The following is a 21,990-nucleotide window of genomic DNA, read 5'->3' on the forward strand; positions in this document are numbered from 1 at the left end:
TTTCTGTTCCTATATCTCGCTTAACGGAGGAAGGAATGAGCGAATTCAATCATCGGGGCAGCGTGGTCGAGCGTGTCCTAGGCGGATCGCCGCTCGGCGTGCTGCTCCGGCTGATCGTCCTGTCGTTCGTCGTGGGGGTGGTGCTCACGGTGCTCGACATCAACCCGGCGGACATCGTGCGCTGGGTGGAGGACCGTTTGCGCTACTTCTCGAGCCTCGGCTTCGACACCGTGGAGGAGGCGGTGCGCATCCTCATTCTCGGCGCCGTGGTGGTCGTGCCGGTGTGGCTGGTGCTGCGCGTGCTGCGGCTGATGTCGCGCTGAGCCGCGGCCTTCCTCGCCGAACCAAAAAAAGCGGCCCTCACGGACCGCTTTTTCATTGGGACTGCCGCTTCGTTGGGACTGCCGCCCGATCGGCGCTGCGCCGGAAGGGCTCGGTGTTGCCCGCGCTCTCCCGAGGCGCCGTCCGTTCCGGCCGGTCGCGTCATCCCCCGCCGGGCGCGCCATCGTGGTCCGGTGAGCGCGAGGGCGACGGCGGGGTGAGCGGCCGGTGGGCCTCAGCGGGCGGTGGGAGCGAGCACCATCACCATCTGGCGGCCTTCGAGCTTCGGCTCGGCCTCCACCTTGGCGATCTCCTGGGTGTCGGTGCGCACCTTGTTCAGCAGCTCCATGCCGAGATTCTGGTGCGCCATCTCGCGCCCGCGGAAGCGTAGCGTGACTTTGACCTTGTCGCCGCCTTCGAAGAATTTGCGAATGGCCTTCATCTTCACGTCATAATCGTGCGTGTCGATGTTGGGACGCATCTTGATCTCTTTGACCTCGAAGGTCTTTTGCTTTTTGCGCGCCTCGGCGGCTTTCTTCTGCGTCTGGAATTTGAAGCGGCCGTAGTCCAGGATCTTGCACACCGGCGGGTCGGCGTTGGGGGCGACCTCAACGAGGTCGAGCCCGGCGTCCTCCGCGAGCTGCATCGCTTCGTCGATCGACACGATGCCACGGTTGGAACCGTCGGCGTCGACAAGCTGCACGCGCGGAACGCGAATATCCCGGTTCGTCCGGGGGCCTTGCTTCAGAACGGGAGCAGGGGCGCGATGGGGTCGGCGAATGGCAAGTTCTCCACAAATCGTTGGGCGATACGACGCGTCTCACCGCGCCCGAACAACGCAACAACGCGTCGTCCGGTTCGGCGATAGTGTCGCTCATCCCCTAATATAGCGCGGAAACGCCGTCTTCCAAAAGGGAATGGTAGACGCCGAGTGTTTTTCGCTTCATGGCGTCCAGCGAAAAATTGGCGAGGGCGTGGGCGCGGCCGCGCCGGCCGATGGCGTCGCGCGTGTCGTGGCTCGCCATCAGCGCCTCGAAGAGGGCGTCGGCGAGGGCGTGCGCGTCGCGCGGGGGCACCCTCCAGCCGGTACGCTTGTCGCGGCCCACCTCGGGCGGGGCGAGCACCGTCTCGCGCACCGCGCCGAGGTCGGTGACGACGACGGGAAGTCGCGCGGCCTGCGCTTCCACGGCGGCGCGGCCGAAGGCTTCGGGCTCGATCGAGGGTTGCACGGCGATGGTCGCCGCCGCCATCGCCCCCGGCACGTCGTCGACGTGGCCGACGAGGCGCACCCGCTTCTCGATGTCGAGCGCCCGCGCCTTGTTGATCAGCTTGTCGCGGTAGTCGGTGCGGCCCTGCTCGTCGCCGGCGAGGACGCAGACCCACGGGCCGGTGTGCTTGTGGGCGAGGAGGGCGACCGCGTCGAGAAGCACTTCCTGCCCCTTCCACGGCGTCAGCCGGGCGACGTTGATGAGCACGGGAACGCGCGGGTCGACATGCCAGCGCCGGCGCAGCTCCATGCCGCGCGCGCCGGCGTCGGCCTCGAAGGCGGTGAGGTCGATGCCGCGATGGATGGTGACGAGGCGCGAGGCCGCGAAGGGGTGCCGCTTGGCCACCAGCTTGGCGGTGAAGCCGGAGTTGGCGATCACGATGTCGCCCCGCGCCATCACCGAGTTGTAGCGATTCTTCAGGATCGTGCGCTCGTTGTAGGCGCCGTGATAGGTGGTGACGAAGGGGCGGTAGGTCCACGACGCCGCCCACAGCGAGGACCAGGCGGGAGCGCGCGAGCGGGCGTGGATGATGTCGACGCCCTCCTGCTCCATGAGGTCGGCGAGGCGGGAGGCGTTGGCGCGCATCGGCAGGAGGCTCTTGGTGGCGACCGGCATCATGATGTGCTCGGCGCCGGTGGCGAGGAGCTCGTCGAGCATGCGGCCGCCCTCCGACACCACGAGCGCGCGGTCGCCCTGCGCCACCAGCGCGGCGGCGATGTCGATGGTGGTCCGTTCCGCCCCGCCGGTGCCGAGCTCCGGCACCACTTGCAGGATGGTCATCGGCCGCGCACTCATGCCGTTTTCGTCCCCTCGTCGCAGGGCGAGGCGCCCCGATGGTCTCGTATCCTGCGAATCAGTAGCAGAGGAAAAACGCCCAATGGTTGACGAACCGCTGTTCATCCCCTCCGACACCGCCGACGTGGCCGTGCGCATCACCGAAGGGGAGGGGCCGACGGTGCTGTGGTGCGGCGGCTTTCGCTCCGACATGATGGGCGGCAAGGCGGTGGCGCTCGCCGACTGGGGCGCGCGGACCGGGCGGCGCGTGGTGCGCTTCGACTACCGCGGCCACGGCGAATCGGGCGGCCGGTTCGAAGATCTCGCGATGTCGGACTGGCTCGCCGACGCCGAGCGTGTGATGGACCGCTTCTGCCCGGGGCCGACGGTGGTGGTCGGCTCCTCGATGGGCGGGTGGATCGGCCTTCTCCTCGCCAGGGCGCGGCTCCGCGCCGGCACGCCGCTCGCCGGACTGGTGCTGATCGCCCCCGCGGCCGACTTCACCGAGCGGCTGATGTGGCCGCAGCTGCCGGACGACCGCAAGGCCGAGATCGAGCGCGAGGGACTGACGCTGCTGCCGTCGGCCTACGGCGATCCCTACCCGATCACCCGTCGCCTGATCGAGGACGGGCGCAACCACCTCCTCTACGGCGACGCGCCCATCGAGACCGGCTGCCCCGTCCACATCCTGCAAGGGGTGATGGACGAGGACGTGCCCTACCGTCATGCGCTGGAGCTGGTGGAGCGCCTCGCCCACGACGACGTGGTGCTGACCCTCGTCAAGGACGGCGATCACCGCCTGTCGCGCGAGGAGGACATCGCCCGCCTCATCGCCGCGGTGGAGGGGATCGTCGACGACGCCTGACGGGCTCGCCTCAGGTGGCGTCCTTGCCGCGGCTGATGGCGGCGATGCCGGTGCGGGAGACCTCCACCAGTCCGACCGTCGCCATCAGCGCCACGAAGCGCTCGATGTCGGTGGTGGCGCCGGTGATCTCGAACACGAAGCTCTCGAGGGTCGCGTCCACCGTGCGGGCGTCGAAGGCCTGGGCGAGGCGGAGCGCCTCGACGCGGCTCTCGCCGCGGCCCTCCACCTTGACGAGCGCCAGCTCGCGCTCGATCGCGTCGCGCTTGTCGGCGGTGAGGTCGGCGACGCGGTGGACGGGCACCAGGCGGGCGAGCTGGTTCTTGATCTGATCGATGACCATCGGCGTGCCGGTGGTCACGATGGTGATGCGCGAGAGGCCGCGCGCGTGCTCGGTCTCCGACACGGTGAGCGAGTCGATGTTGTAGCCGCGGCCCGAGAACAGGCCGATGACGCGGGCGAGCACGCCCGGCTCGTTGTCGACGAGCACGGAGAGAGTGTGGCGCTCCTGCGCCGGCTCGGGCGAAAGGGCCGGCGAGACGCCGATCGGTTGTGTGTTCATGGCTCCACCAATGTTCTGGCACGGCTGGCGAGCGCGCCCGGCTCGCCGTCGATCCGCACCGTCTTGAGGCGCGAGGTGGAACCGGAGGTGACGGCCACATCGCTTTTCCTGACGCCGAACGCCTTGGCGATCAGCGCTTCGACCGCCTTGTTGGCGGCTCCCTTGTCGGGCACCGCGCGCACCTTGAGGGCGAGGCGGACGCTGCCGTCGTCGAGGCTGAGCGGCCCTTCGATGCGGTCGGCCGACGCCTTGGGCGTCACGCGGACGGCGAGGAGAAGGCCGTCGTCCACGTGCCGCCAGAAGGCGTTGGCGTCCGCCATCGGGCTTAGACGAGCGCCTGGCCCTCGGCCTCGATGGCGTTCTCCACCATCTCCGCCTCGAGGTCGTCACCCGACGCGAGCAGGATCTCGTTGTGCGGCTTGCCCGACGGGATCATCGGGAAGCAGTTGGTGAGATCGGCGACGCGGCAGTCCATGAGGACGGGGCCGGGGGTTGCGAGCATCTCCTCGATCGCGGCGTCGAGGCGCGAGGGATCGGTGACGCGCACGCCCTTCGCCCCGTAGGCCTCGGCGAGCTTCACGAAGTCGGGCATCGCCTCGGTGTAGGAGTGCGACAGGCGGTTGCCGTGGTTGAGCTGCTGCCACTGGCGCACCATGCCCATGTGCTGGTTGTTCATGATGAACACCTTCACCGGCAGGTCGTACTGCACCGCGGTCGACATCTCCTGGATGTTCATCTGGATCGACGCGTCGCCGGCGATGCAGAGGACCAGCGAGCCCGGGTGGGCGATCTGCGCGCCGATGGCGGCGGGCAGGCCGTAGCCCATGGTGCCGAGACCGCCGGAGGTCATCCAGCGGTTCGGCTTGTCGAAGCCGTAGAACTGGGCCGCCCACATCTGGTGCTGGCCGACGTCGGTGGTGACGTAGACGTCGCGATCCTTGGTGAGGGCGAACAGGCGCTCGATGGATTCCTGCGGCATGATGGTGGACGGCCGCGTCGTGTAGGCGAGCGACTTCTTGGCCCGCCAGCCGTCGATCTCCTTCCACCACGGGGCGAGGCGCTTCTTGTCGTGCGGCCCGCTCTCCGACCACACGCGCACGATGTCCTCGAGCGCGTGGGCGGCGTCGCCGATGATCGGCAGGTCCACCTTCACGTTCTTGTTGATCGAGGAGGGATCGATGTCGATGTGGATCTTGCGCGAGCCGGGCGAGAAGGCGTCGATACGGCCGGTGATGCGGTCGTCGAAGCGCGCCCCGATGCAGATCATCAGGTCGCAGCCGTGCATGGCGAGGTTCGACTCGTAGGTGCCGTGCATGCCGAGCATGCCGAGCCACTGCGGGTGGCTCGCCGGCATCGCGCCGAGGCCCATCAGCGTCGACGTCACCGGGAAGCCGGTGAGATCGGCGAGCTCGCGCATGAGGTGGCTCGCCGCCGGCCCGGAGTTGATGAGGCCGCCGCCGGTATAGAAGATCGGCCGCGAGGCCGCCTTCATCAGCGCCACGGCCTGACGGATGCCCTCCATCTCGGGCCGCAGGCGGGGCTGATAGGTCTTGTGGCGCGCGTTGCGCGGCGGGGCGTAGCGGCCGAGCCCGACCTGCACGTCCTTCGGAATGTCGATGACGACGGGGCCGGGACGGCCGGAGGTCGCCACGTAGAACGCCTCGAACAGGATGCGGGGCAGCTCGTCGACACTCTTCACCAGCCAGTTGTGCTTGGTGCACGGGCGGGTGATGCCGACCGTGTCGCACTCCTGGAAGGCGTCGGAGCCGATGAGATGGGTCGGCACCTGGCCGGAAATGCAAATGAGCGGGATCGAATCCATCATCGCATCGGTGAGGGCCGTCACCGCGTTGGTGGCGCCGGGGCCGGAGGTGACCAGCATGACGCCGGGGCGGCCGGTGGAGCGGGCATAGCCTTCGGCCATGTGGCCGGCGCCCTGCTCGTGGCGCGCGAGGACGTGGGTGACGTCGGTCTGCTGGAAGATCTCGTCATAGATCGGGAGCACGGCCCCGCCGGGGTAGCCGAAGATGGTGTCGACGCCGTGGTCTTTCAGCGCCTCGATGACCATTTGCGCACCGCTCATGCGGCCTGAGTTGCGCTCGTCCATTGTCGTTCTCCGGATCCGCCGTGAGGCGGTCTATTGTCACCGACCCGCTCGGGGTCTGGCGAGCGGGCAACAAAAAAGGCCCCAAGGGGCCCATGTTCCGCGCATCACCGTTCCCGGGCCTGGTCAACAGGCCCCGGTGATGCGCTCCGCTACGATAATAAGCCGACGTGCCATTTCGATGTCGCTTCCGAGTGATCTTCTTCGCGTCTGAGGAAGCCCGGCTATCACGTCTCGCCCTCGCGTGCAACGACGATCGTCGCCGCAGCGCCGTCGCCGATCTTCGCGGCTGCGACATCGCGGCCGTCGGATTCGCCGACGCACGACTGCAATTGGCGGACGGCGTGCGCCATTCTGGTGATGGTGCAACGCAGCGAAGGAACCGCCCATGATTTCTCTCCTCGACAGCCCGTCCGGCTACGGACTCGTGAGCCGCGGCCTCCATTGGGGGATGGCGCTCGTCATCGCCTGGCAGTTCACGAGTGCGGTTCTGCGCGTCGTCGCATCCGACACGCCGGTGGAGGAGTTCTTCTGGTCGACCCACTATTCGGTTGGCTTCACCATCCTGCTGCTCGTGCTGGTGCGGGGACTGTGGGGGCTCGCGAACCTCGCGCGGCGGCCGCGGACGGAGGGGCCGGCGCTCCAGCGGCGGCTCGCGGGCATCGCCCACCTCGTCCTCTACGGGCTGATGGCGGTGGTGCCGGTGCTCGCGATCGCCCGCGCGGCGGGCAGTGGGCGGGGCCTTCGCGTCTTCGGCGTGGAGCTCATCGCCGGCGGCGGCGAGCGGGTGCCGCAGCTGATGGCGCCGGCGAACCTCCTGCACGGCAATCTCGGCTGGCTGCTCTTGGCGCTGATCGCGGGCCACACGCTGATGGCGCTCTATCACGGCCTGTTGCGCGCCGATCCGACGCTCGACCGCATGACCAAGGGCTGGAGCGACAAGGGGAGCGCTACCGCCTGACCGGCGACAAGGAGGGCACCGTCGCCTGACCGGCGACGAGGAGGGCAACCGTCGCCTGACCGGCGACAAGGAGGGCACTGCCACCTGACCGGCGGCGAGGGCTCACGGGAAGTCCGGCGCGCGGCGCGGCCAGTCGGGGAAGCGGTTGCGGAACCACGTCTCCTGGCGCTTCGCATATTGGCGGCTTTCGGCGACGGCGCGGGTGATCGCGGCGTCGCGGTCGAGGCGGCCGGCGGCGTGGGCGGCGAGGGGCGCGACGCCGATCGCCTTCATCACCGGCCGCGACGGGTCGAGGCCGCGGTCGGCGAGGGCGGCGGCCTCTGCGAGCGCGCCGGCCTCCATCATGGTCTCGAAGCGGGTGGCGATCCGGCGACGCAGGGCGGCCCGGTCCGGCGCGAGAACGATGCGCTCCACCTCCGGCCCGAGCGGCAGGACGGGGCGCGAGCGCTCGGCGTGGAAGGTGGCGAGGGAGCGCCCGGTCGCTTCCACCACTTCCAGCGCGCGTACGATGCGTTGGGGGTCGCTGGGGCGAAGCCGGGCGGCCATCACGGGGTCGCGGCGGGCGAGCTCGGCGTGGAGCGCCTCGGGCGCCTCGCGCGCCTGGCGGGCCCGCCAGTGGGAACGCACCGCCTCGGGCACGGCCGGCACCGGGGCGAGCCCCTCGGTGAGGGCGGCGAAATAGAGGCCGGTGCCGCCGACGAGGATCGGCAGGCGTCCCGCCCCCTGGACCTCGGCGATGGTGGCCGCGACATCGGCGAGCCACTGGGCGACCGAATAGGCGGCCGCCCCGTCGACATGGCCATAGAGCGCGTGCGGCACGCTCGCCTCCTCGTCCGCGTCGGGGCGGGCGGTGAGGATGCGCAGATCGCGATAGACCTGCATCGCATCGGCGTTGATGACGGTCCCGCCGCGCTCTTTCGCGAGGGCGAGGGCCAATCCCGACTTGCCCGAAGCCGTCGGACCGGCGATGAGGACGGCCATGGATCTCGTCGTCACACTCGTCGCCCCCGTCTCGCTCGACCCGTCCCGCGTGGTCCCCTTCGTCCGCGAACTCGGCGCCTTGCGCGCCGAGCGGCTCGGCACGCGCGCCGCGGACGTCTTCCTCTGCGCGGACCTCGCCGCAACGCGCGCCGCCGTCAAGGCGCTCGCCGGGGACGATGCGCTCGACGCCCTCGTCCAGCCGCTCGCGCACCGGACGAAGCGCCTCGTGGTGAGCGACATGGACTCCACCATGATCGAGCAGGAATGCATCGACGAGCTCGCCGGGGTCCATGGGCTGAAGCCGCGGGTCGCGGCGATCACCGAGCGGGCGATGCGGGGCGAGCTCGATTTCGCCGCGGCGCTGACGGAGCGGGTGGGGCTCTTGAAGGGCATCCCCGAGGCCTCGATCGATGAGCTGTTGGCGCGCGTCATCACCCCGTCGCCGGGGGCGGCGACACTCGCGGCGACCTGCCGCGCGCACGGCGTGCGCACGGTGCTGGTGTCGGGCGGGTTCACGGCGTTCGCCGAGCCGGTGGCCGCGCGCCTCGGCATCGACGTCGCCTTCGCCAACCGCCTCATCGCGGCCGACGGCGTGCTCACCGGCGAGGTCGCGCATCCGATCCTCGGCGCCGACGCCAAGCGCGAACGCCTGCTCGCCGAGGCGGACGCGCTCGGCGTGTCGCTCGACGACACCATGGCGATCGGCGACGGCGCCAACGACCTCGCGATGATCGAAAAGGCTGGGCTCGGCCTCGCCTACAAGGCGAAGCCGAAGGTTGCTGCTGCCGCCGACGGGGCGATCCAGCACACCGACCTCAAGACGGTGCTCTATGCGATGGGAATCGCTCCGGAGCGGTTCGTGGTGCCCGAAGGCGACGGGGCGCCCTGAAGCGGCCCGGTGCGGCCTCGGCTGAAGGTGCGGCGTCGGCTGAAGGTCCGGTCCCGACCGGACGGGCGGCCGGACGCCGCCCGATGAATCAGAGAACCCCGAAGCAGATGGCGAGAACGAAGGCCATCGCCGCAGTCACCGTCACGAGGCCGGTGCCCCGGGCTTGTAGTGTGCGAAACCTATACATGGCGTCCCCCTGATCTGACGATCGATCGTTGTTGTTCTTGACGCTCGGAATCCCAACCATACAGGCCCGGGATCACCGCATCAACCACTCTCGACAAATGCCCCGGATGTGACCTCCGGCTAGCGCGGTCCGGCTGGACCTTTGGCAGGTTCTGTCGCCAAGCTTGCGCGAGCCTTGCCGGCGCGTCGGCAGGCGCGGAACCCCGAGATTTCCACTTTGCGCGAACTTGATCTAGGGAATGCGCCGCAAAGGGAGAACCATGATGAGCACCGCCTACATCGTCGACTATATCCGCACGCCTATCGGACGCTTCGGCGGCAGCCTCTCCGCCGTGCGGGCCGACGATCTGGCGGCGATTCCTCTCCGGGCGCTCATGGCGCGCAACGAGGCTGTGGATTTCTCTCTCGTCGACGACGTGATCATGGGTTGCGCCAACCAGGCGGGTGAGGACAACCGCAACGTCGCCCGCATGGGCGTGCTCCTCGCCGAGATGCCGGTGGAGGTGACGGGCACCACCATCAACCGCCTCTGCGGCTCGGGGATGGACGCCGTCGCCATGGCCTCGCGCATGATCAAGACGGGGGAAGCCGACCTCGTCATCGCCGGCGGTGCCGAATCGATGTCGCGTGCCCCCTTCGTGATGCCGAAGGCCGACACCGCCTTCTCCCGCAAGGCCGAGATCTACGACACCACCATCGGCTGGCGCTTCGTTCACCCGATGATGAAGAAGCTCTACGAGACGCACTCGATGCCCGAGACGGGCGAGAACGTGGCGGAGGACTATGGAGTGTCGCGCGCCGATCAGGACGCCTTCGCGTTCCGCTCGCAGCAGCGCGCCGCCGCCGCGGCCAGCCGTCTCGCCGAGGAGATCGTCCCGGTGACGATCCCGCAGCGCAAGGGCGGCCCGAAGGTGGTGAGCGCCGACGAGCATCCCCGCCCCGACACCAGCCTCGAAGCGCTCGCCAAGCTGCCGACGCCGTTCCGCAAGGACGGCAGCGTGACCGCCGGCAACTCCTCCGGCGTCAACGACGGCGGCGCGGCCCTCCTCCTCGCTTCGGAGAAGATGATGGAGCGCTTTGGCCTCACCGCGATGGCGAAGGTGGTGGCGGCGGCGACGGCCGGTGTGCCGCCGCGCGTGATGGGCATCGGCCCGGCACCCGCCAGCACGAAGCTGATGGAGCGCATCGGCACCACCATCGGCGACTTCGATGTGATCGAGCTCAACGAGGCCTTCGCCAGCCAGTCGCTCGCCGTGCTGCGCATGCTCGGCCTGCCCGACGACGCGGCCCACGTGAACATCAATGGCGGGGCGATCGCGCTCGGCCATCCGCTCGGCATGTCCGGCGCCCGCCTCGTGGGCACGGCGGCCGTGGAGCTCGCGGCGGGACGCGGCAAGCGGGCGCTCACCACCATGTGCATCGGCGTCGGCCAGGGCATCGCCCTCGCGCTCGAGGCCGCGTGAACGAGATCACCCGCATCACGGCGCCGCCGCGGCCGCCCAAACCAAGCGCCATCGGCGCCCGGCCCATCGCGGCGGGCGAAGCCTGGCCGTTGGCGAAGCGGCTGTGGCGCGACTATCTCCACACCCACCGCAACACGCTGCTCCTCACGCTGGTGGCGGTCGCCTTCGTGGCGGCGTCCACCAGCCTCTATCCGCTGATCATCAACTGGGCGTTCGATTCCTTCGCCGCGAAGAGCACCTGGGCGATTACCACGCTGCCCTTCCTCATCCTGGTCGCCTCGTGCGGCAAGGCGGCCTCGCTCTACTCCCAGGTCGCGCTCACCCAGCGCGTCGTCACGCGGGTGGAGACGGACATGCAGAAGGACCTTTACGGCCACCTCGTGTCCGCCGATCTCGCGCAGATCGCCGCCGAGAGCCCCGCCGCCTGGACGCAGCGCTTCACCACCGATCTCCTCTATGTGCGCCTGGCGCTCACCCGCGTCACCGGCGTTCTGGTGCGCGACGGGCTGACGATCGTCGCCCTCTTCGCCACCATGATCTACCTCGACTGGGTGCTCTCGCTGATCGCCGGGGTGATCCTGCCGCTCGCCCTCATCCCGGTGAGCCGGATCGGCAAGCGGCTGCGCCGCGTCTCCCGCTCCACCCAGGAGGAGACCGGCGGCATGGCGAGCCTCACCTCCGAGACTTTCGCCGCCGCCCGCGTGGTGAAGACCTACCGCCTCGAAGACTATCTCGGCCGGCGCGCCGACCGCGTGTTCGAGAGCCTGCGCACGCTGCGCCTCAACGCCGCCCTCCAGAAGGGGCGGATGGAGCCGGTGCTGGAAGCGCTCGGCGGCGTCGCCGTCACGGTCATCCTCCTCGTCATCGGCTGGCGCATCCTGTCGGGTGACAGCACCGTCGGCGAGTTCTCCGGCTTCCTCGGCGCGCTCCTCATCGCGGCGCAGCCGATCCGCGCACTCGGCAACCTCTCCGCCGTGGTGCAGGAGGGATTCGCCGCCCTGAGCCGCTACTATGCCGTGCTCGACACGCGCCCCACGGTGACCGATCGGCCCGGCGCCGTGGCGGTGGCGCTCGGCCCGGACCCGGTGCGCTTCGAGGGCGTGACCTTCGGCTACCGGCCCGGCGCCTCGGCGCTCCACGGCGTCGCCTTCGAGGCGGCCGGCGGGGCGACCACCGCCATCGTCGGCCGCAGCGGGGCGGGCAAGTCCACCATCTTCAACCTCATCCCGCGTCTCTACGAGCCGTCCAAGGGCCGCATCCTGATCGGCGACACCGACATCGGCGCGATGACGATCGACAGCCTCCGCTCACAGATCGCCGTGGTGTCGCAGGACGTGGTGCTCTTCAACGACACGGTCGCCGCCAACATCGCGCTCGGGCGGGAGGGGGCGAGCCGGGCCGACATCGAGGCGGCCGCCCACCTCGCCGGCGCGCACGACTTCATCGCGCAGCACGCCGAGGGCTACGACGCCTCGGTGGGCGAGCGGGGCGGCAACTTCTCCGGCGGCGAGCGCCAGCGGATCGCCCTCGCGCGCGCCTTTCTGAAGGATGCGCCGATCCTCCTCCTCGACGAGGCGACGAGTGCGCTCGACGCCGAATCGGAGGCCGCCGTGCGGGCGGCTTTGGCGCGGCTCGCGACGGGCCGCACGACCCTCGTGATCGCCCACCGCCTCGCCACGGTCCGGGCGGCGGAGAAGATCATCGTGCTCGACGCCGGCCGCATCGCCGAGACCGGCACCCACGCCGAGCTGGTCGCCGCCGACGGGCTCTACGCCCGCTTCCACCGCCTCCAGCTCGCCGAGGACTGAGCCCGGCCTATTCGCGCTGGATGGCGGCGAGCACCGCGTCGGCAGCACGGTTGGAGCGGAAGGCGGCGTTGAGGGCGGCGGGGTCGTAGACTTCCTCCACCCAGTCCGCGAAGGAGAGGCCGGCGGCCTCGCCGGTCGCCTCGTAGGCGTCGAGAAAGGCGTCGAGCACGCCGGTGCGCGCCTGCGCCACGTGGCCGTAGCGCCAGGAGAGCTGGCGCTTGGCCTCGGCCGTGGAGATGTCGTCGAGGATGATCAGCCAGAGGGCGGCGCCGAGGCCGGCCCGATCGGCGCCCGACTTGCAGTGCATCAGGACCGGGGCCTCGAGCGTCGGCAGGAGGGCGATCGCCTGGCGCAGCGTGTCCTTCGGCGGGGCCGCGCGCGACAGGAGCACCAGCCGCTCGAAGCGCAGCCCTGCCCGCGCGCACGCCTCCTGCTCCAGAAGATCGCCGCCGAAGCCGTCGCCGCGCAGCGACAGCACGGTCTTGACCCCCGCCTGCTTCGCCCAGCGCACGTCGGCGGGGGAGGGCTGCGCCGAGCGCCACAGCACGGGCGTCACGGCGTGGCGGTTGCGATAGGCGAGGCGCAGCACGCCGTGGTCGGCGAGCATCAGGCTCGCCCACGCCTCGCGCCGGTCGCGGTCGCTCTCGATGGGGCGGCGCCAGCGGTCGGCCCGCGCCTTGCGGCGGGCGCGCGCGGCGGGCGTGCGCCCGCGCAGGATCTTGATGAAGCTCGTCAAAACTATGCCCCGTGCGACGCCTTCGGCTCGGCCGCGGCGTCAGTCCCCCACCGCGAGGCCGCCGGGGCGACGCGGGTCGCTCGCGCCGGTGAGCACGCCGTCCGGACCGACGGCGATCGACTGCGCCGCGCCCATCGCGTCCTGTATGCGCACATCGTGGCCCTTCTCCTCCAACAGGCGGATGGTGTCGTGGGAAATCCCTTCCTCGATGCGGATATAGTCGGGAAGCCACTGATGATGCACCCTCGGCGCCGCCGTCGCGGTGGCGATGTCGCGTTCGTGCACCGTGGCGTTGAGGATCACCTGCAACACGGTGGTGATGATGCGGCTGCCGCCCGGTGAGCCGGTGACGAGGGCGGGCTTGCCGTCCTTCAGGAGGATCGTCGGCGTCATCGAGGAGAGCGGGCGCTTGCGCGGCTCGACGGCGTTGGCCGCGCCGCCCACGAGGCCGTAGGCGTTGGGCACGCCGGGCTTCGCCGAGAAGTCGTCGAGCTCGTTGTTGAGGAGGAAACCGGCGCCGGCCGCCGCGAAGCCGACGCCGTAGGAGAAGTTGAGCGTGTAGGTGTTGGAGACGGCGTTGCCCGCCGCGTCGACGATCGAGAAGTGGGTGGTCTCGTTGCTCTCGTAGGGCAGCGTCCCCGGATCGGCGGCGATCTCGGAGGACGGGGTGGCGCGGTCCATGTCGATCCGGTCGCGGATCGTCGCCGCGTAGTCCTTCGACGTGAGGGCGGCGATGGGCACGTCCACGAAGTCCGGATCGCCGAGATAGACGGCCCGATCGGCGTAGGCATATTTCTCCGCCTCTACCATCATGTGGATCATGTTGGCGCTGTTGAGGCCCCAGGTGCCGAACGGGGAGGGCTCCAGGATGTTGAGGAGCTGGACGAGGTGCACCCCGCCGGAGGAGGGCGGCGGCATCGACACCACCTCGTAGTCCTTGAAGGTGCCGCGCACCGGCTCGCGCACCACGGCCTCGTAGGTGGCGAGGTCGTCGAGCGTCATGCGCCCGCCCTTGGCGGCGACGGCCGCCACGATCGCCTCGGCCACCGGACCCTCGTAGAAGGCCGCGGGACCGGCCTCGCCGATCGCCTCCAGCGTGTCGGCGAGGGTGGGGAGGGCGAGGGTGCTGCCGGCGGCGGGAGGCTCGCCGCCGGGATAGAAGAGGGCGGCCGCGGCGGCGTCGGCGAGGAGGCGGTCGCGGAAATAAGGCGTGGCGAGCGCCGCCGCCATCGCCGGCGACACGGTGAAGCCGTCGCGGGCGAGGGCGACGGCGGGGGCGACGAGATCGGCGAGGCTGAGCTTGCCGGAGCCGTAGCGCTCGTGGGCGAGGGCGAGGCCGGCGACGGTTCCCGGCACGCCCACGGCGAGCCCCGACCGGCGCGACAGCTCGGGCGAGGCCTCGCCCGAGGCGTCGAGGAACATATCCCTCGTCGCCGCACGCGGGGCCATCTCGCGATAGTCGACGGCGACGTTCTCCCCCTCGGCGGTGTGGATCACCATGAAGCCGCCGCCGCCGATGTTGCCGGCCCGCGGCAGCGTCACGGCGAGGGCGAAGCCCACGGCCACCGCCGCGTCGACGGCATTGCCGCCGTGCCGCAGGATGTCGAGCCCCACCTCGCTCGCCTGGGCCTCCTGGGTCACCACCATCTGGTGTTCGGCCATCACCGGCACGAAGCGCTGACCGTTGGCGATGATCTGCGCCTCGGCCGCCGACCCCGACGCGATCAGCGCGAGGGCGATCGCCGCCGACCGCGCGACGCCTCGCCAGGCGGAGACCGCGAAGAAGGACCAGGGTGCCGTCATGATCTGCTCCATGGTTGGTTAGGTGCCGAAAACCGAAGCGTCCAGCCTATATCTGTTGTCGACTTTTCGGATGTTTCGCTGAGCCGATGAGAATTGACACACCGTCGCGGTCTGCCTATTTCGACGCCGGTCCGATAGGACGATTGTCATTTGCGCAATCGGTGAACTGTGAAGTCGCGGATGGGGTTAGGGCTCCATTTGCGGTGCCGGCGGCGGGTCGGTTCGGAGGATGTGCCGGGGAATGTCGCGACTCAACATGCATCGGATGGCGCTCGAGCGTGTGCCATTCTCGATCGTCATCTCCAACCCCTTCCTCGAGGACACCCCCATCGTCTTCGTGAACCGGGCCTTCACCCACCTCACCGGCTATTCCGCCGAGGTCTCGGTGGGACGCAACTGCCGCTTCCTGCAAGGTAAGGACACCGAGCCCGAGGCCATCGAGGCGATCCGCACGGCGATGCGGCGGCGCGAGGAGGTCTCCACCGAGATCCTCAACTACAAGGCCGACGGGACGCCGTTCCGCAACCACGTCTACATCGCCCCGCTCAACGACCCCGACGGCAATCTGCAGTTCTTCATCGGCCTGCAGCGCGCGGTGGGGGCGAAGGGCTCCGAGGTCGTCTCCGACGGCATCGAGGAGGCGCTTCGCGAGATCCACCACCGGGTGAAGAACCACCTGTCCATCGTGGTGGGGATGATCCGCATGCAGGCCCGCGCCGACAAGGCGGATTCGGTCGGCAACTACGTCACCCTCGCGCGCCGCATCGAGACGCTGCAGTTCCTCTACGACGAGATGACCACCGGCGGCACGCGCCGCGCCTCAGACAAGGACATCGCCCTCGGCGCCTACGTCTCGCGCATCGCCTCCGCCATCGCCTATCTCGACGGGCGCGAGAGCGTGCGCCTCAATCTCGACCTCAGCAACCTGCACGCGCCCGTCGACACGGCGGCGCAGGTGGGTCTTCTCGTGTCGGAGCTCCTGACCAACGCCTACCAGCACGCCTTCGACGATCGGGCCGAGGGGCTGATCGAGGTGCGCCTGTTCGAGTTGAGCGGCGGCGTCGTCCGGCTGCAGGTGATCGACGACGGCGTGGGCCTCGCCGAGGGGTCGAGCTGGCCCGACGGCGGCAATCTCGGCGGCAAGATCGTGCGCTCGCTGGCGACCGGCCTCGACGCCGAGCTCGACGTGTCGGGTGCGGGACGGGGCACCACCGTCACGGTGGACATCCCGACCAAGGCCGCCGCGCCGTCCGACCCGTCGAGCGGCGGTTCGATCGCCGACGAATAGCGCCGCCGCGGATGGCGGCGCGTCATTCGCGCTTCGCCGCGCCCTCGGGCGGCGGCAGGTGGTCGACCCGCGGCCCCTTGTCGCGCCGGCGGTCCTGCGAGATCTCCTCCATCACCTGGACGTAGGCGAGCGCGGCGAAGAGCACCGTCCCGCCGAGGATGTTGCCGGCGAGGGCGGGCAGGATGACACCGCCGACGGCGCCGACCGGATCGATCCGGCCTTCGAGCAGGAGGAGAAAGGCTTCGCCCGAACCCGCCACCACGTGGGTGAAGTCGCCGAGCGCGATGACGTAGGTGATGATGAAGATCAGGAGCACCTTGCTGCCGCGCGAGGTCGGCATGCACCAGACGAGAGCGGCGATGAGGAAGCCGGCGACGACGCCGTAGCGCAGCGTCTCGAACGGCGTGTTCGCCATCACCTTGGCGGAGACCTCGACGATGCCGGCGAGCTGCTCGGGCCGGACGATGCCGCCGACCGAGAGGAGCATCGCCCCGAGGAAGGTGCCGACGAGATTGGCGCTGAGCACGATCGCCCAGAGCCGCCCGGTGCGCCAGAAGGCGTGCTTGGTCGGGTTGGCGAGGAGCGGCAGCACCGGCGTCGTGGTGTCCTCGGTGAAGAGCTGCATGCGGCCGGTGATGACGATGATGAAGCCCACCGTGTAGCCCATGTCGGCGATGAGATGGCGGCCCGCAAAGGCCGGCAGGGCGTGATGGAGAAGCCCTTCGGCGATCACCGATATCATCAGCATCAGCCCCGCCGAGACGCCCGAGCCGAAGAGGGAGATGGCCGGGCGGTTGATCTCCTCGAGGCCGCGGGCGCTGATCGAGGCGTAGACCACCGGCGCGCGCGGGCCGGCGCGGCGGATCGCCTCCCGCTCCTCGCCGTGGGTGAGGTTGCGGATCGCGGGATCGGTGTCGCCGGCGCGAGGGTCGCGCTCGACACGGTCGGACTGAAGCGTGGCCATCCTCTCCGTCGCGGGTCCTCGCGCAGCGCACCGAAGGGCGGGCCGGGCGGTGGTGACGTCCTGCGGGAAAGAACGGGAGCGGGCGGGCGTCCGTTCCGCCGGCTGCCGTCAGTCGGCCCGGCCGGCGAGGGTGAGCGCGACGATGCGCATCAGCGTTTCGGGTGCCTCGATGTGCGGCATGTGGCCGACGCCGGGCAGGAGATGGCGGGCGAACACCGCCGGCGCCGCCAGCGCCTGATGCACCGGCACCACCTCGTCCGCCTCGCCCCACACGAGGGTGACGGGGAAGGGGGCGGCGGCGAGGCTGGAGAGCGGCAGCACGCCTTGCCCATCGCCGCGGGCGATGTGGCCGAGGATGGTGGCGAAGGAGGCGCGCAGTGCCGGGTCCGCGCGCTGCTCGGCGACGAGGCGAGGGAGCGCGTCCGGAATTGTCGAGGCCGGGCCGAAGAACGCGTCGAGCACCGCCGCGATCTCCTCGGTGGTCTGCATCGCGGCGTAGCGGGTGAGGAGGGGCACGTTCATCTCCCGCCCGAAGCCGCCGGGGGAGACGAGGATGAGGCGTTCCACGAGGTCGGGTCGCTTCAGCCCCACGATGGAGGCGACGGCGCCGCCCATCGAATGGCCGATGAAGGCGGCGCGGGCGATCCCCATGGCGTCGAGGCTCGCGATCAGCGCCTCGGCGGCCCCGGTGGCGTCGGCCCGGCCCGGATAGTCGACCGCCTTGCCGTGACCCGGCAGGTCGAAGGCGATGGTGCGCCGCAGCGCGGAAAGCCCGCCCATGAGGCCGGCGAAGGCCAGCATGTCGCCACCGAAGCCGTGGGCGAGGACGATGGGGGGCGACTTGCGGCCCCGGGCACGGTGAGGCAGCGGCAGATGGGGCGTGGACATGGAGGCTCCAGCGGTGGACCGGACGCAGATGGTTAACGCGTCGGTAACGATATTGGTTGAGGATTCGTCAACCATTGGAGATCGGATCGATGCCTGTCGTCACGTCCCTCAAGCTGATCCTTGCCATGGCTGCGCTGATGAGCTTTGCGGCGCCCGCGCTCGGCGTCGAACTCACCGATCCGCGTACCGGCAAGACCTTCACCTACCGCCCGTCCTTCGTCGAACGGCCGAAGGTCGAGGAGGATCGGCCGCAGTATCGCTTCTTCGACGCCGCGAGCCGCAAGTGGGTCACCTATCAGGCGACGCGCGAGGAGATGCGCGAGCGCCACCGCATGAAGTATGCGCGGGCCGAGGTGCGCTTCGTGTCCTCCGAGCCCACCGGCACGGTGATCGTCGACACCACCTCGCGCTATCTCTATTTCCTCAAGGGCGACGGGACGGCGATCCGCTACGGCATCGGCGTGGGCCGCGAGGGCTTCACGTGGGCCGGCGTCCAGCGAATCTCGAAGAAGGCGGAATGGCCCGACTGGCGCCCGCCCGCCGAGATGCGCGAGCGCGAGCCCTGGCTTCCGGAGTGGATGCCCGGCGGCCCGGAGAACCCGCTCGGCGCGCGCGCCCTCTATCTCGGCTCCACCCTCTACCGCATTCACGGCACCACCCACGACGAGACCATCGGCTACGCCGTGTCCTCCGGCTGCATCCGCATGCTGAACGAGGACGTGAGCGATCTCTATAGCCGCGTGAAGGTCGGGACCGAGGTGGTGGTGCTCGGCCCGAATTCGGACCGCAGCGGCCTCCTCGCCGCTCTCAGCGGCTTCTGAGGCTGCGACGGTGGAGGGTACGGCGCGGATGATCAGGCCGGCCTGATCGTCGCGCCCTCCGCACCGGCGACGATCGCGAGGACGGCGGCTTCGGGCAGGCCGTCCCACGTGTCGCGGCGAATGACCGGCGGCGCGCTGAGCCCCATCTCGCGGGCGACGAGGCAGCCGACGACGAGGATCGCGTCCACCTTGGTGAGGAGCACCGCCGCCGGTGCGAGGCCGGCGTGGACGAGCTCCAGCATCACCGAAGAGGACGAGGAGGAGCCGATCAGGTCCGGGATAGCCACCACGCGGCCGGCGAGCGACACGCCGCGCTGGGGGTGGCGGCCGTTGATGATGCGGCCCGTCGCCGGATCGACGCCGCCCCAGAAGCTGAGCGGCGCGGTGAGCGGCAGGAAAGCGCCCGACGCGGTGCCGGCGAAGAGGGTGTCGGCGGTCAGCTCCACAGCGAAAGGTCCCGCCGCAGCGTGCCGGCGACGGCGGTCTCGACGCAATCGGCGAGGCTGCCGTAGATCACCGCGTGGCCGATGTTGCCGGGCGCATAGTGGGCGAACTTGCCGGAGTTGGTCATGAGCACGCCACCGGCGGCGGGGATGATGCGGGTCGCGACGATGCAGGTGTCGGCGACGAGGGTCACCCCGGCCGCGTCGAGGGCGGGAAGGTGGCCGCGCGCCTCGAGCTCGGCCACCACGTGGCGCCCGGTGTTGGCGTAGAAGGGCAGGCGGGCGCGACGGCCGGCGAAGGTGTCGATCAGCGCCTCGAACTCGCCGAGCGAGAGGTGGGGGGAGCCGATGCCCACCGCGCTCACCGCCTCGTCGGCTCCGGTCGCGGTGGACAGCAGCGCGAGCGCCTCGCCGATGTCGCCCATGGTGAGGCGCTCGACGTCGGCATCTGCGCCGTCGAGCGCGGCGGCGAGGGTGGGGGCCTCCGGCGTCTCGCCGACCACGTGGAAGAGGCCGACGGCGCCGAACGAGGCCGCCGCCGCGCCGAGCGCCTTCAGCCGATCCTCCGAGGCGAAGCCTTCGAGCCCGGTGATCGCCGGCACCCGCTCGCCGGCCTTGCGGCCGGTCAGCGCGCCGAGCACGGGCCAGAAGGCGTCCTCGTCCTTGAGGCGGTCGGGCAGGGCGGAGGCGTCGAGCACGAGGCGCGCCCGGCGGTTCTGCGGCAGATGCAGGCCGACGGCGGGGGCGGCGCCGGCGATGGCGCAGGCGATGTCGAGAAAGTCGCCGTAGCGGTTGGTGCGGGCGCCGAGCACGGAATTGCAGAAGGCGACGGCGTTGCTCTCGCCCCAGGCGACGTCCTCGCCCACGGCGGGACGGTGGCCCGCCTGATAGGGCGCGCAGGTGAAGGTGGAGCGGCAGCCGAGCGCCTGATAGGCCTGCATCAGCCGTAGCGCCATCGCCCGGCGCTCCGGCGGCATCCGCACGTTGCCCGGCTTCATCAGGTCGAGGGCGCCGATATTGAGCGTCGCCGGCACCGCGACACTGGCGCCGAGCGCGACGAGATGCTCGGCGAAGAGGGTGCCGGCGTCGCCGTGGTAGAGGCAGCCGTCGATGTGAGCGGAGGCGACGGGCACCAGACGGCGCGCGCCGAGGAGGCGGGCGGCGTCGGCAACGAGGCGCATCGCGGCGGCGGCGCCCTCGCCCGCCTCACCGGCGAGCATCGCCCGCTCGCGCTCGCCGAGGGTCAACGACCCGGTCTCCTCCATCGCCCAACCCCTCGCCGCATCGTGGCGCGGCCCGCGCCTGCGAGCGCTGCCGTCAACGCTGATAGATGTAGCCGCGGGCGATCTTCTCCTCAATCTCGGCGGCGGCGCGGGCGGAGCAGCCCTGGGTATAGAGGTCGATGGCGGAGGAGACGTTGATGCCCTCGCCCTCGAGGTCGCGGATCTTCTCCGGGTTGCCGGTGATGAGCTGCACCGAGTGGATGCGCAGCGCCTTGAGGAGCTTCGCCGCGGCGGTGTAGCCGCGGTGGTCGACGGAGAAGCCGCGGGCGATGTTCGCTTCGTCCGAGGAGTAGCGGCGCGGCCCGCGATGGCCGTCGGTGAAGCCATATTGGAGGGCGAGGCAATCGAGCTTGTTGGGCAGGCCGATGCCGCGCCCTTCCTGGCGCAGATAGATGAACACGCCTTCGCGCCGCGCCTCCATCTCCTCCATGGCGAGGCGGAGCTGGTCGCCGCAGTCGCACATCGAGGAGCCGAAGGCGTCGCCGAGGATGCACTCGGAGTGGACGCGGGAGACCACGTCGTGCCCGCCGGCGAATTCGTCGAGCGCGGCCTTGTAGAGATCGTCGACCTTCAGCCAGTCGCGCTGACCGTAGAGCATGGCGAAATGCGGGTGGTGGCCGAGCGGTTCGTCCTTCTCCTCGAAGCCGACGCACAACCAGATGCGGTTCTGCAGCTCGACCGGGGCGATCGACCGACAGTTCAACCCGTGCGCGTCCATTGAGTCCCTTAGATCCATTCCCTCACGTCCTCGGCAACGCTTGCACCTTCCCCCACGTCTTGGTGCTGCGCGCGGGAAGGTCAACGCAGAGGTCGCGATTGTCGCGCACCGGCGCCGCGAGGGCTACGCAAACGGCCCCGTTCTTAGTTCAACTCTGGGTTCACAAGTTCGTGGGGAGGCGGCCGCTTGACAGGAGGATGCCCGCCCTTCCTCCTGTGGGCGAACCACAGGCGCCCGTCGACCAGGGCGTGCGCGACCGGAGGATGTGAGGATGGCAGTGGATCAGCAGTCGGCCGGGCGCGCTCTGCCAGTAGCCTATTCGGCGGTGGCGAAGGGCTTCCACTGGATCACGGTGCTCGCCGTCGCCGCGCTTCTCGCGCTGGGCTTCTGGATGGCCTCGCGCGCGGAGGCGAACGTCTGGGGGTCGCTGACCGACACCCTCTTCGCCTCGCACAAGATCATCGGCTTCACGCTCCTCTGGTTCACCGCGGCGCGCCTTCTGTGGCGGCTGTTCCGCGGGGCGCCGCCGGCGGCGGTGAGCGGCGTGCAGAAGCTCGTGGCGGCGATCACCCATTGGGGCCTCTACGCCGTCCTGATCGCGGTGCCGCTGTCGGGGTGGGCGGCGGTGTCGGCCTTTCCCGCCCTCAACATCTTCGGCCTCTTCGACCTGCCGGCGCTGATCTCGCCCGACAAGGAAGCCTACGGGCAGATCATCGAGGTGCACGAGACGTTGGTCTGGGTGCTGATCGTCCTCGCCGTTCTCCACATCGCGGCGGCGCTCTATCACGGCGTGGTGCGGCGCGACGGGGTGTTCTCGCGGATGTGGCCGCGGTCGCTCTGAACCCCATGGTGGCGGACGGGCCAGTG

23 protein-coding genes are annotated in these 21,990 nt (G+C 70.2%); 9 read left to right on the top strand and 14 right to left on the bottom strand.

Annotated elements, in window-relative coordinates:
• Positions 1-35 precede the first annotated feature (35 nt).
• Positions 36-323, top strand: a complete 288-nt coding sequence (locus JCR33_RS10610; protein ID WP_198882021.1) for a DUF6460 domain-containing protein — start codon at positions 36-38, stop codon at positions 321-323.
• Positions 324-556: 233 nt separating this feature from the next.
• On the opposite strand, the gene infC is transcribed toward JCR33_RS10610, so the two are convergent.
• Both infC and JCR33_RS10620 read right to left on the bottom strand, forming a co-directional pair.
• Complete coding sequence (infC, locus tag JCR33_RS10615) at positions 557-1,102, bottom strand: translation initiation factor IF-3 (protein WP_332461167.1); 546 nt, start codon at positions 1,100-1,102, stop codon at positions 557-559.
• Positions 1,103-1,202: 100 nt separating this feature from the next.
• Positions 1,203-2,384 (bottom strand): glycosyltransferase family 4 protein, encoded by a 1,182-nt coding sequence (locus tag JCR33_RS10620; protein WP_198882022.1) that lies wholly within the window; start codon positions 2,382-2,384, stop codon positions 1,203-1,205.
• 82 nt (positions 2,385-2,466) lie between these two features.
• Between JCR33_RS10620 and JCR33_RS10625 the strand changes: the two genes are divergently transcribed.
• Positions 2,467-3,228, top strand: coding sequence for an alpha/beta hydrolase (locus JCR33_RS10625; RefSeq protein WP_198882023.1), 762 nt, complete (start codon positions 2,467-2,469; stop codon positions 3,226-3,228).
• 10 nt (positions 3,229-3,238) lie between these two features.
• Here the strand turns inward: JCR33_RS10625 and ilvN are convergent, their stop codons facing one another.
• The 4 genes from ilvN to JCR33_RS25305 all read right to left on the bottom strand — a co-directional run bounded on the left by ilvN (position 3,239) and on the right by JCR33_RS25305 (position 6,244).
• Complete coding sequence (ilvN, locus tag JCR33_RS10630; RefSeq protein ID WP_198882024.1) at positions 3,239-3,787, bottom strand: acetolactate synthase small subunit; 549 nt, start codon at positions 3,785-3,787, stop codon at positions 3,239-3,241.
• A complete protein-coding gene (locus JCR33_RS10635; RefSeq protein ID WP_198882025.1) occupies positions 3,784-4,107 on the bottom strand; it encodes a DUF167 family protein in 324 nt (107 codons plus the stop codon). Before JCR33_RS10635 ends, ilvN begins: the two co-directional genes overlap by 4 nt.
• Before the next feature lie 5 nt (positions 4,108-4,112).
• On the bottom strand, positions 4,113-5,894 hold the full coding sequence (locus tag JCR33_RS10640; protein ID WP_198882026.1) for an acetolactate synthase 3 large subunit: 1,782 nt from the start codon (positions 5,892-5,894) through the stop codon (positions 4,113-4,115).
• 224 nt (positions 5,895-6,118) lie between these two features.
• Positions 6,119-6,244: a hypothetical protein gene (locus JCR33_RS25305; protein WP_269751167.1), complete on the bottom strand. Its 126-nt coding sequence runs from the start codon at positions 6,242-6,244 to the stop codon at positions 6,119-6,121.
• A 35-nt stretch (positions 6,245-6,279) separates the two neighbouring features.
• Here JCR33_RS25305 and JCR33_RS10645 point away from each other — a divergent pair, with 35 nt between their 5' ends.
• On the top strand, positions 6,280-6,852 hold the full coding sequence (locus JCR33_RS10645) for a cytochrome b (protein ID WP_198882027.1): 573 nt from the start codon (positions 6,280-6,282) through the stop codon (positions 6,850-6,852).
• Positions 6,853-6,954: 102 nt separating this feature from the next.
• On the opposite strand, the gene miaA is transcribed toward JCR33_RS10645, so the two are convergent.
• Positions 6,955-7,833 (bottom strand): tRNA (adenosine(37)-N6)-dimethylallyltransferase MiaA, encoded by an 879-nt coding sequence (miaA, locus tag JCR33_RS10650; RefSeq protein WP_198882028.1) that lies wholly within the window; start codon positions 7,831-7,833, stop codon positions 6,955-6,957.
• On the opposite strand from miaA, the gene serB reads away from it, so the two are divergent.
• From serB to JCR33_RS10665, 3 genes are all read left to right on the top strand, one after another.
• Positions 7,832-8,722: a phosphoserine phosphatase SerB gene (serB, locus tag JCR33_RS10655; protein WP_198882029.1), complete on the top strand. Its 891-nt coding sequence runs from the start codon at positions 7,832-7,834 to the stop codon at positions 8,720-8,722. The two genes, miaA and serB, sit on opposite strands and share 2 nt — an antisense overlap.
• 449 nt (positions 8,723-9,171) lie before the next feature.
• A complete protein-coding gene (gene pcaF, locus JCR33_RS10660) occupies positions 9,172-10,371 on the top strand; it encodes a 3-oxoadipyl-CoA thiolase (protein WP_198882030.1) in 1,200 nt (399 codons plus the stop codon).
• Positions 10,368-12,179 (top strand): ABC transporter ATP-binding protein, encoded by a 1,812-nt coding sequence (locus tag JCR33_RS10665; protein ID WP_198882031.1) that lies wholly within the window; start codon positions 10,368-10,370, stop codon positions 12,177-12,179. The genes pcaF and JCR33_RS10665 overlap by 4 nt, the downstream gene beginning before the upstream one ends.
• 7 nt (positions 12,180-12,186) lie before the next feature.
• On the opposite strand, the gene JCR33_RS10670 is transcribed toward JCR33_RS10665, so the two are convergent.
• The gene (locus tag JCR33_RS10670; protein WP_198882032.1) at positions 12,187-12,915 is read right to left on the bottom strand and encodes a fused DSP-PTPase phosphatase/NAD kinase-like protein; all 729 of its coding nucleotides are present in this window, start codon (positions 12,913-12,915) and stop codon (positions 12,187-12,189) included.
• 39 nt (positions 12,916-12,954) lie between these two features.
• Positions 12,955-14,718 (bottom strand): gamma-glutamyltransferase, encoded by a 1,764-nt coding sequence (gene ggt, locus JCR33_RS10675; protein ID WP_198882033.1) that lies wholly within the window; start codon positions 14,716-14,718, stop codon positions 12,955-12,957.
• A gap of 241 nt (positions 14,719-14,959) precedes the next feature.
• Between ggt and JCR33_RS10680 the strand changes: the two genes are divergently transcribed.
• Complete coding sequence (locus tag JCR33_RS10680; RefSeq protein WP_198882034.1) at positions 14,960-16,006, top strand: PAS domain-containing protein; 1,047 nt, start codon at positions 14,960-14,962, stop codon at positions 16,004-16,006.
• Between the two features lie 22 nt (positions 16,007-16,028).
• On the opposite strand, the gene JCR33_RS10685 is transcribed toward JCR33_RS10680, so the two are convergent.
• Both JCR33_RS10685 and JCR33_RS10690 read right to left on the bottom strand, forming a co-directional pair.
• Positions 16,029-16,970, bottom strand: coding sequence for a formate/nitrite transporter family protein (locus JCR33_RS10685; RefSeq protein WP_198882035.1), 942 nt, complete (start codon positions 16,968-16,970; stop codon positions 16,029-16,031).
• Between the two features lie 108 nt (positions 16,971-17,078).
• A complete protein-coding gene (locus JCR33_RS10690) occupies positions 17,079-17,858 on the bottom strand; it encodes an alpha/beta fold hydrolase (RefSeq protein ID WP_198882036.1) in 780 nt (259 codons plus the stop codon).
• An 89-nt stretch (positions 17,859-17,947) separates the two neighbouring features.
• Between JCR33_RS10690 and JCR33_RS10695 the strand changes: the two genes are divergently transcribed.
• Positions 17,948-18,679, top strand: a complete 732-nt coding sequence (locus JCR33_RS10695; protein ID WP_198882037.1) for a L,D-transpeptidase — start codon at positions 17,948-17,950, stop codon at positions 18,677-18,679.
• Between the two features lie 32 nt (positions 18,680-18,711).
• Here the strand turns inward: JCR33_RS10695 and JCR33_RS10700 are convergent, their stop codons facing one another.
• Genes JCR33_RS10700 through JCR33_RS10710 form a run of 3 tightly spaced genes read right to left on the bottom strand, consistent with a single transcriptional unit; the run spans position 18,712 to position 21,108 of the window.
• Positions 18,712-19,125, bottom strand: a complete 414-nt coding sequence (locus JCR33_RS10700; RefSeq protein ID WP_198882038.1) for an aconitase X swivel domain-containing protein — start codon at positions 19,123-19,125, stop codon at positions 18,712-18,714.
• A complete protein-coding gene (locus tag JCR33_RS10705) occupies positions 19,116-20,387 on the bottom strand; it encodes an aconitase X (protein WP_198882039.1) in 1,272 nt (423 codons plus the stop codon). Before JCR33_RS10705 ends, JCR33_RS10700 begins: the two co-directional genes overlap by 10 nt.
• Before the next feature lie 52 nt (positions 20,388-20,439).
• Positions 20,440-21,108 (bottom strand): GTP cyclohydrolase II, encoded by a 669-nt coding sequence (locus JCR33_RS10710; protein ID WP_198882040.1) that lies wholly within the window; start codon positions 21,106-21,108, stop codon positions 20,440-20,442.
• 286 nt (positions 21,109-21,394) lie between these two features.
• Between JCR33_RS10710 and JCR33_RS10715 the strand changes: the two genes are divergently transcribed.
• Complete coding sequence (locus JCR33_RS10715) at positions 21,395-21,964, top strand: cytochrome b (protein ID WP_198882041.1); 570 nt, start codon at positions 21,395-21,397, stop codon at positions 21,962-21,964.
• Positions 21,965-21,990 lie beyond the last annotated feature (26 nt).

It is taken from the genome of Acuticoccus mangrovi (genome assembly GCF_016411865.1).
Classification (GTDB): domain Bacteria; phylum Pseudomonadota; class Alphaproteobacteria; order Rhizobiales; family Amorphaceae; genus Acuticoccus; species Acuticoccus mangrovi.

Excerpts from the sequence above, each read along its gene's own strand:
- JCR33_RS10610 (WP_198882021.1), top strand. The coding sequence starts at position 36 with ATGAGCGAATTCAATCATCGGGGCAGCGTGGTCGAGCGTGTCCTAGGC.
- JCR33_RS10620 (WP_198882022.1), bottom strand. The coding sequence starts at position 2,384 with ATGAGTGCGCGGCCGATGACCATCCTGCAAGTGGTGCCGGAGCTCGGC.
- JCR33_RS10625 (WP_198882023.1), top strand. The coding sequence starts at position 2,467 with ATGGTTGACGAACCGCTGTTCATCCCCTCCGACACCGCCGACGTGGCC.
- ilvN (WP_198882024.1), bottom strand. The coding sequence starts at position 3,787 with ATGAACACACAACCGATCGGCGTCTCGCCGGCCCTTTCGCCCGAGCCG.
- JCR33_RS10635 (WP_198882025.1), bottom strand. The coding sequence starts at position 4,107 with ATGGCGGACGCCAACGCCTTCTGGCGGCACGTGGACGACGGCCTTCTC.
- JCR33_RS10640 (WP_198882026.1), bottom strand. The coding sequence starts at position 5,894 with ATGGACGAGCGCAACTCAGGCCGCATGAGCGGTGCGCAAATGGTCATC.
- JCR33_RS25305 (WP_269751167.1), bottom strand. The coding sequence starts at position 6,244 with ATGGCGCACGCCGTCCGCCAATTGCAGTCGTGCGTCGGCGAATCCGAC.
- JCR33_RS10645 (WP_198882027.1), top strand. The coding sequence starts at position 6,280 with ATGATTTCTCTCCTCGACAGCCCGTCCGGCTACGGACTCGTGAGCCGC.
- serB (WP_198882029.1), top strand. The coding sequence starts at position 7,832 with ATGGATCTCGTCGTCACACTCGTCGCCCCCGTCTCGCTCGACCCGTCC.
- miaA (WP_198882028.1), bottom strand. The coding sequence starts at position 7,833 with ATGGCCGTCCTCATCGCCGGTCCGACGGCTTCGGGCAAGTCGGGATTG.
- pcaF (WP_198882030.1), top strand. The coding sequence starts at position 9,172 with ATGAGCACCGCCTACATCGTCGACTATATCCGCACGCCTATCGGACGC.
- ggt (WP_198882033.1), bottom strand. The coding sequence starts at position 14,718 with ATGACGGCACCCTGGTCCTTCTTCGCGGTCTCCGCCTGGCGAGGCGTC.
- JCR33_RS10680 (WP_198882034.1), top strand. The coding sequence starts at position 14,960 with ATGTCGCGACTCAACATGCATCGGATGGCGCTCGAGCGTGTGCCATTC.
- JCR33_RS10685 (WP_198882035.1), bottom strand. The coding sequence starts at position 16,970 with ATGGCCACGCTTCAGTCCGACCGTGTCGAGCGCGACCCTCGCGCCGGC.
- JCR33_RS10690 (WP_198882036.1), bottom strand. The coding sequence starts at position 17,858 with ATGTCCACGCCCCATCTGCCGCTGCCTCACCGTGCCCGGGGCCGCAAG.
- JCR33_RS10695 (WP_198882037.1), top strand. The coding sequence starts at position 17,948 with ATGCCTGTCGTCACGTCCCTCAAGCTGATCCTTGCCATGGCTGCGCTG.
- JCR33_RS10705 (WP_198882039.1), bottom strand. The coding sequence starts at position 20,387 with ATGGAGGAGACCGGGTCGTTGACCCTCGGCGAGCGCGAGCGGGCGATG.
- JCR33_RS10715 (WP_198882041.1), top strand. The coding sequence starts at position 21,395 with ATGGCAGTGGATCAGCAGTCGGCCGGGCGCGCTCTGCCAGTAGCCTAT.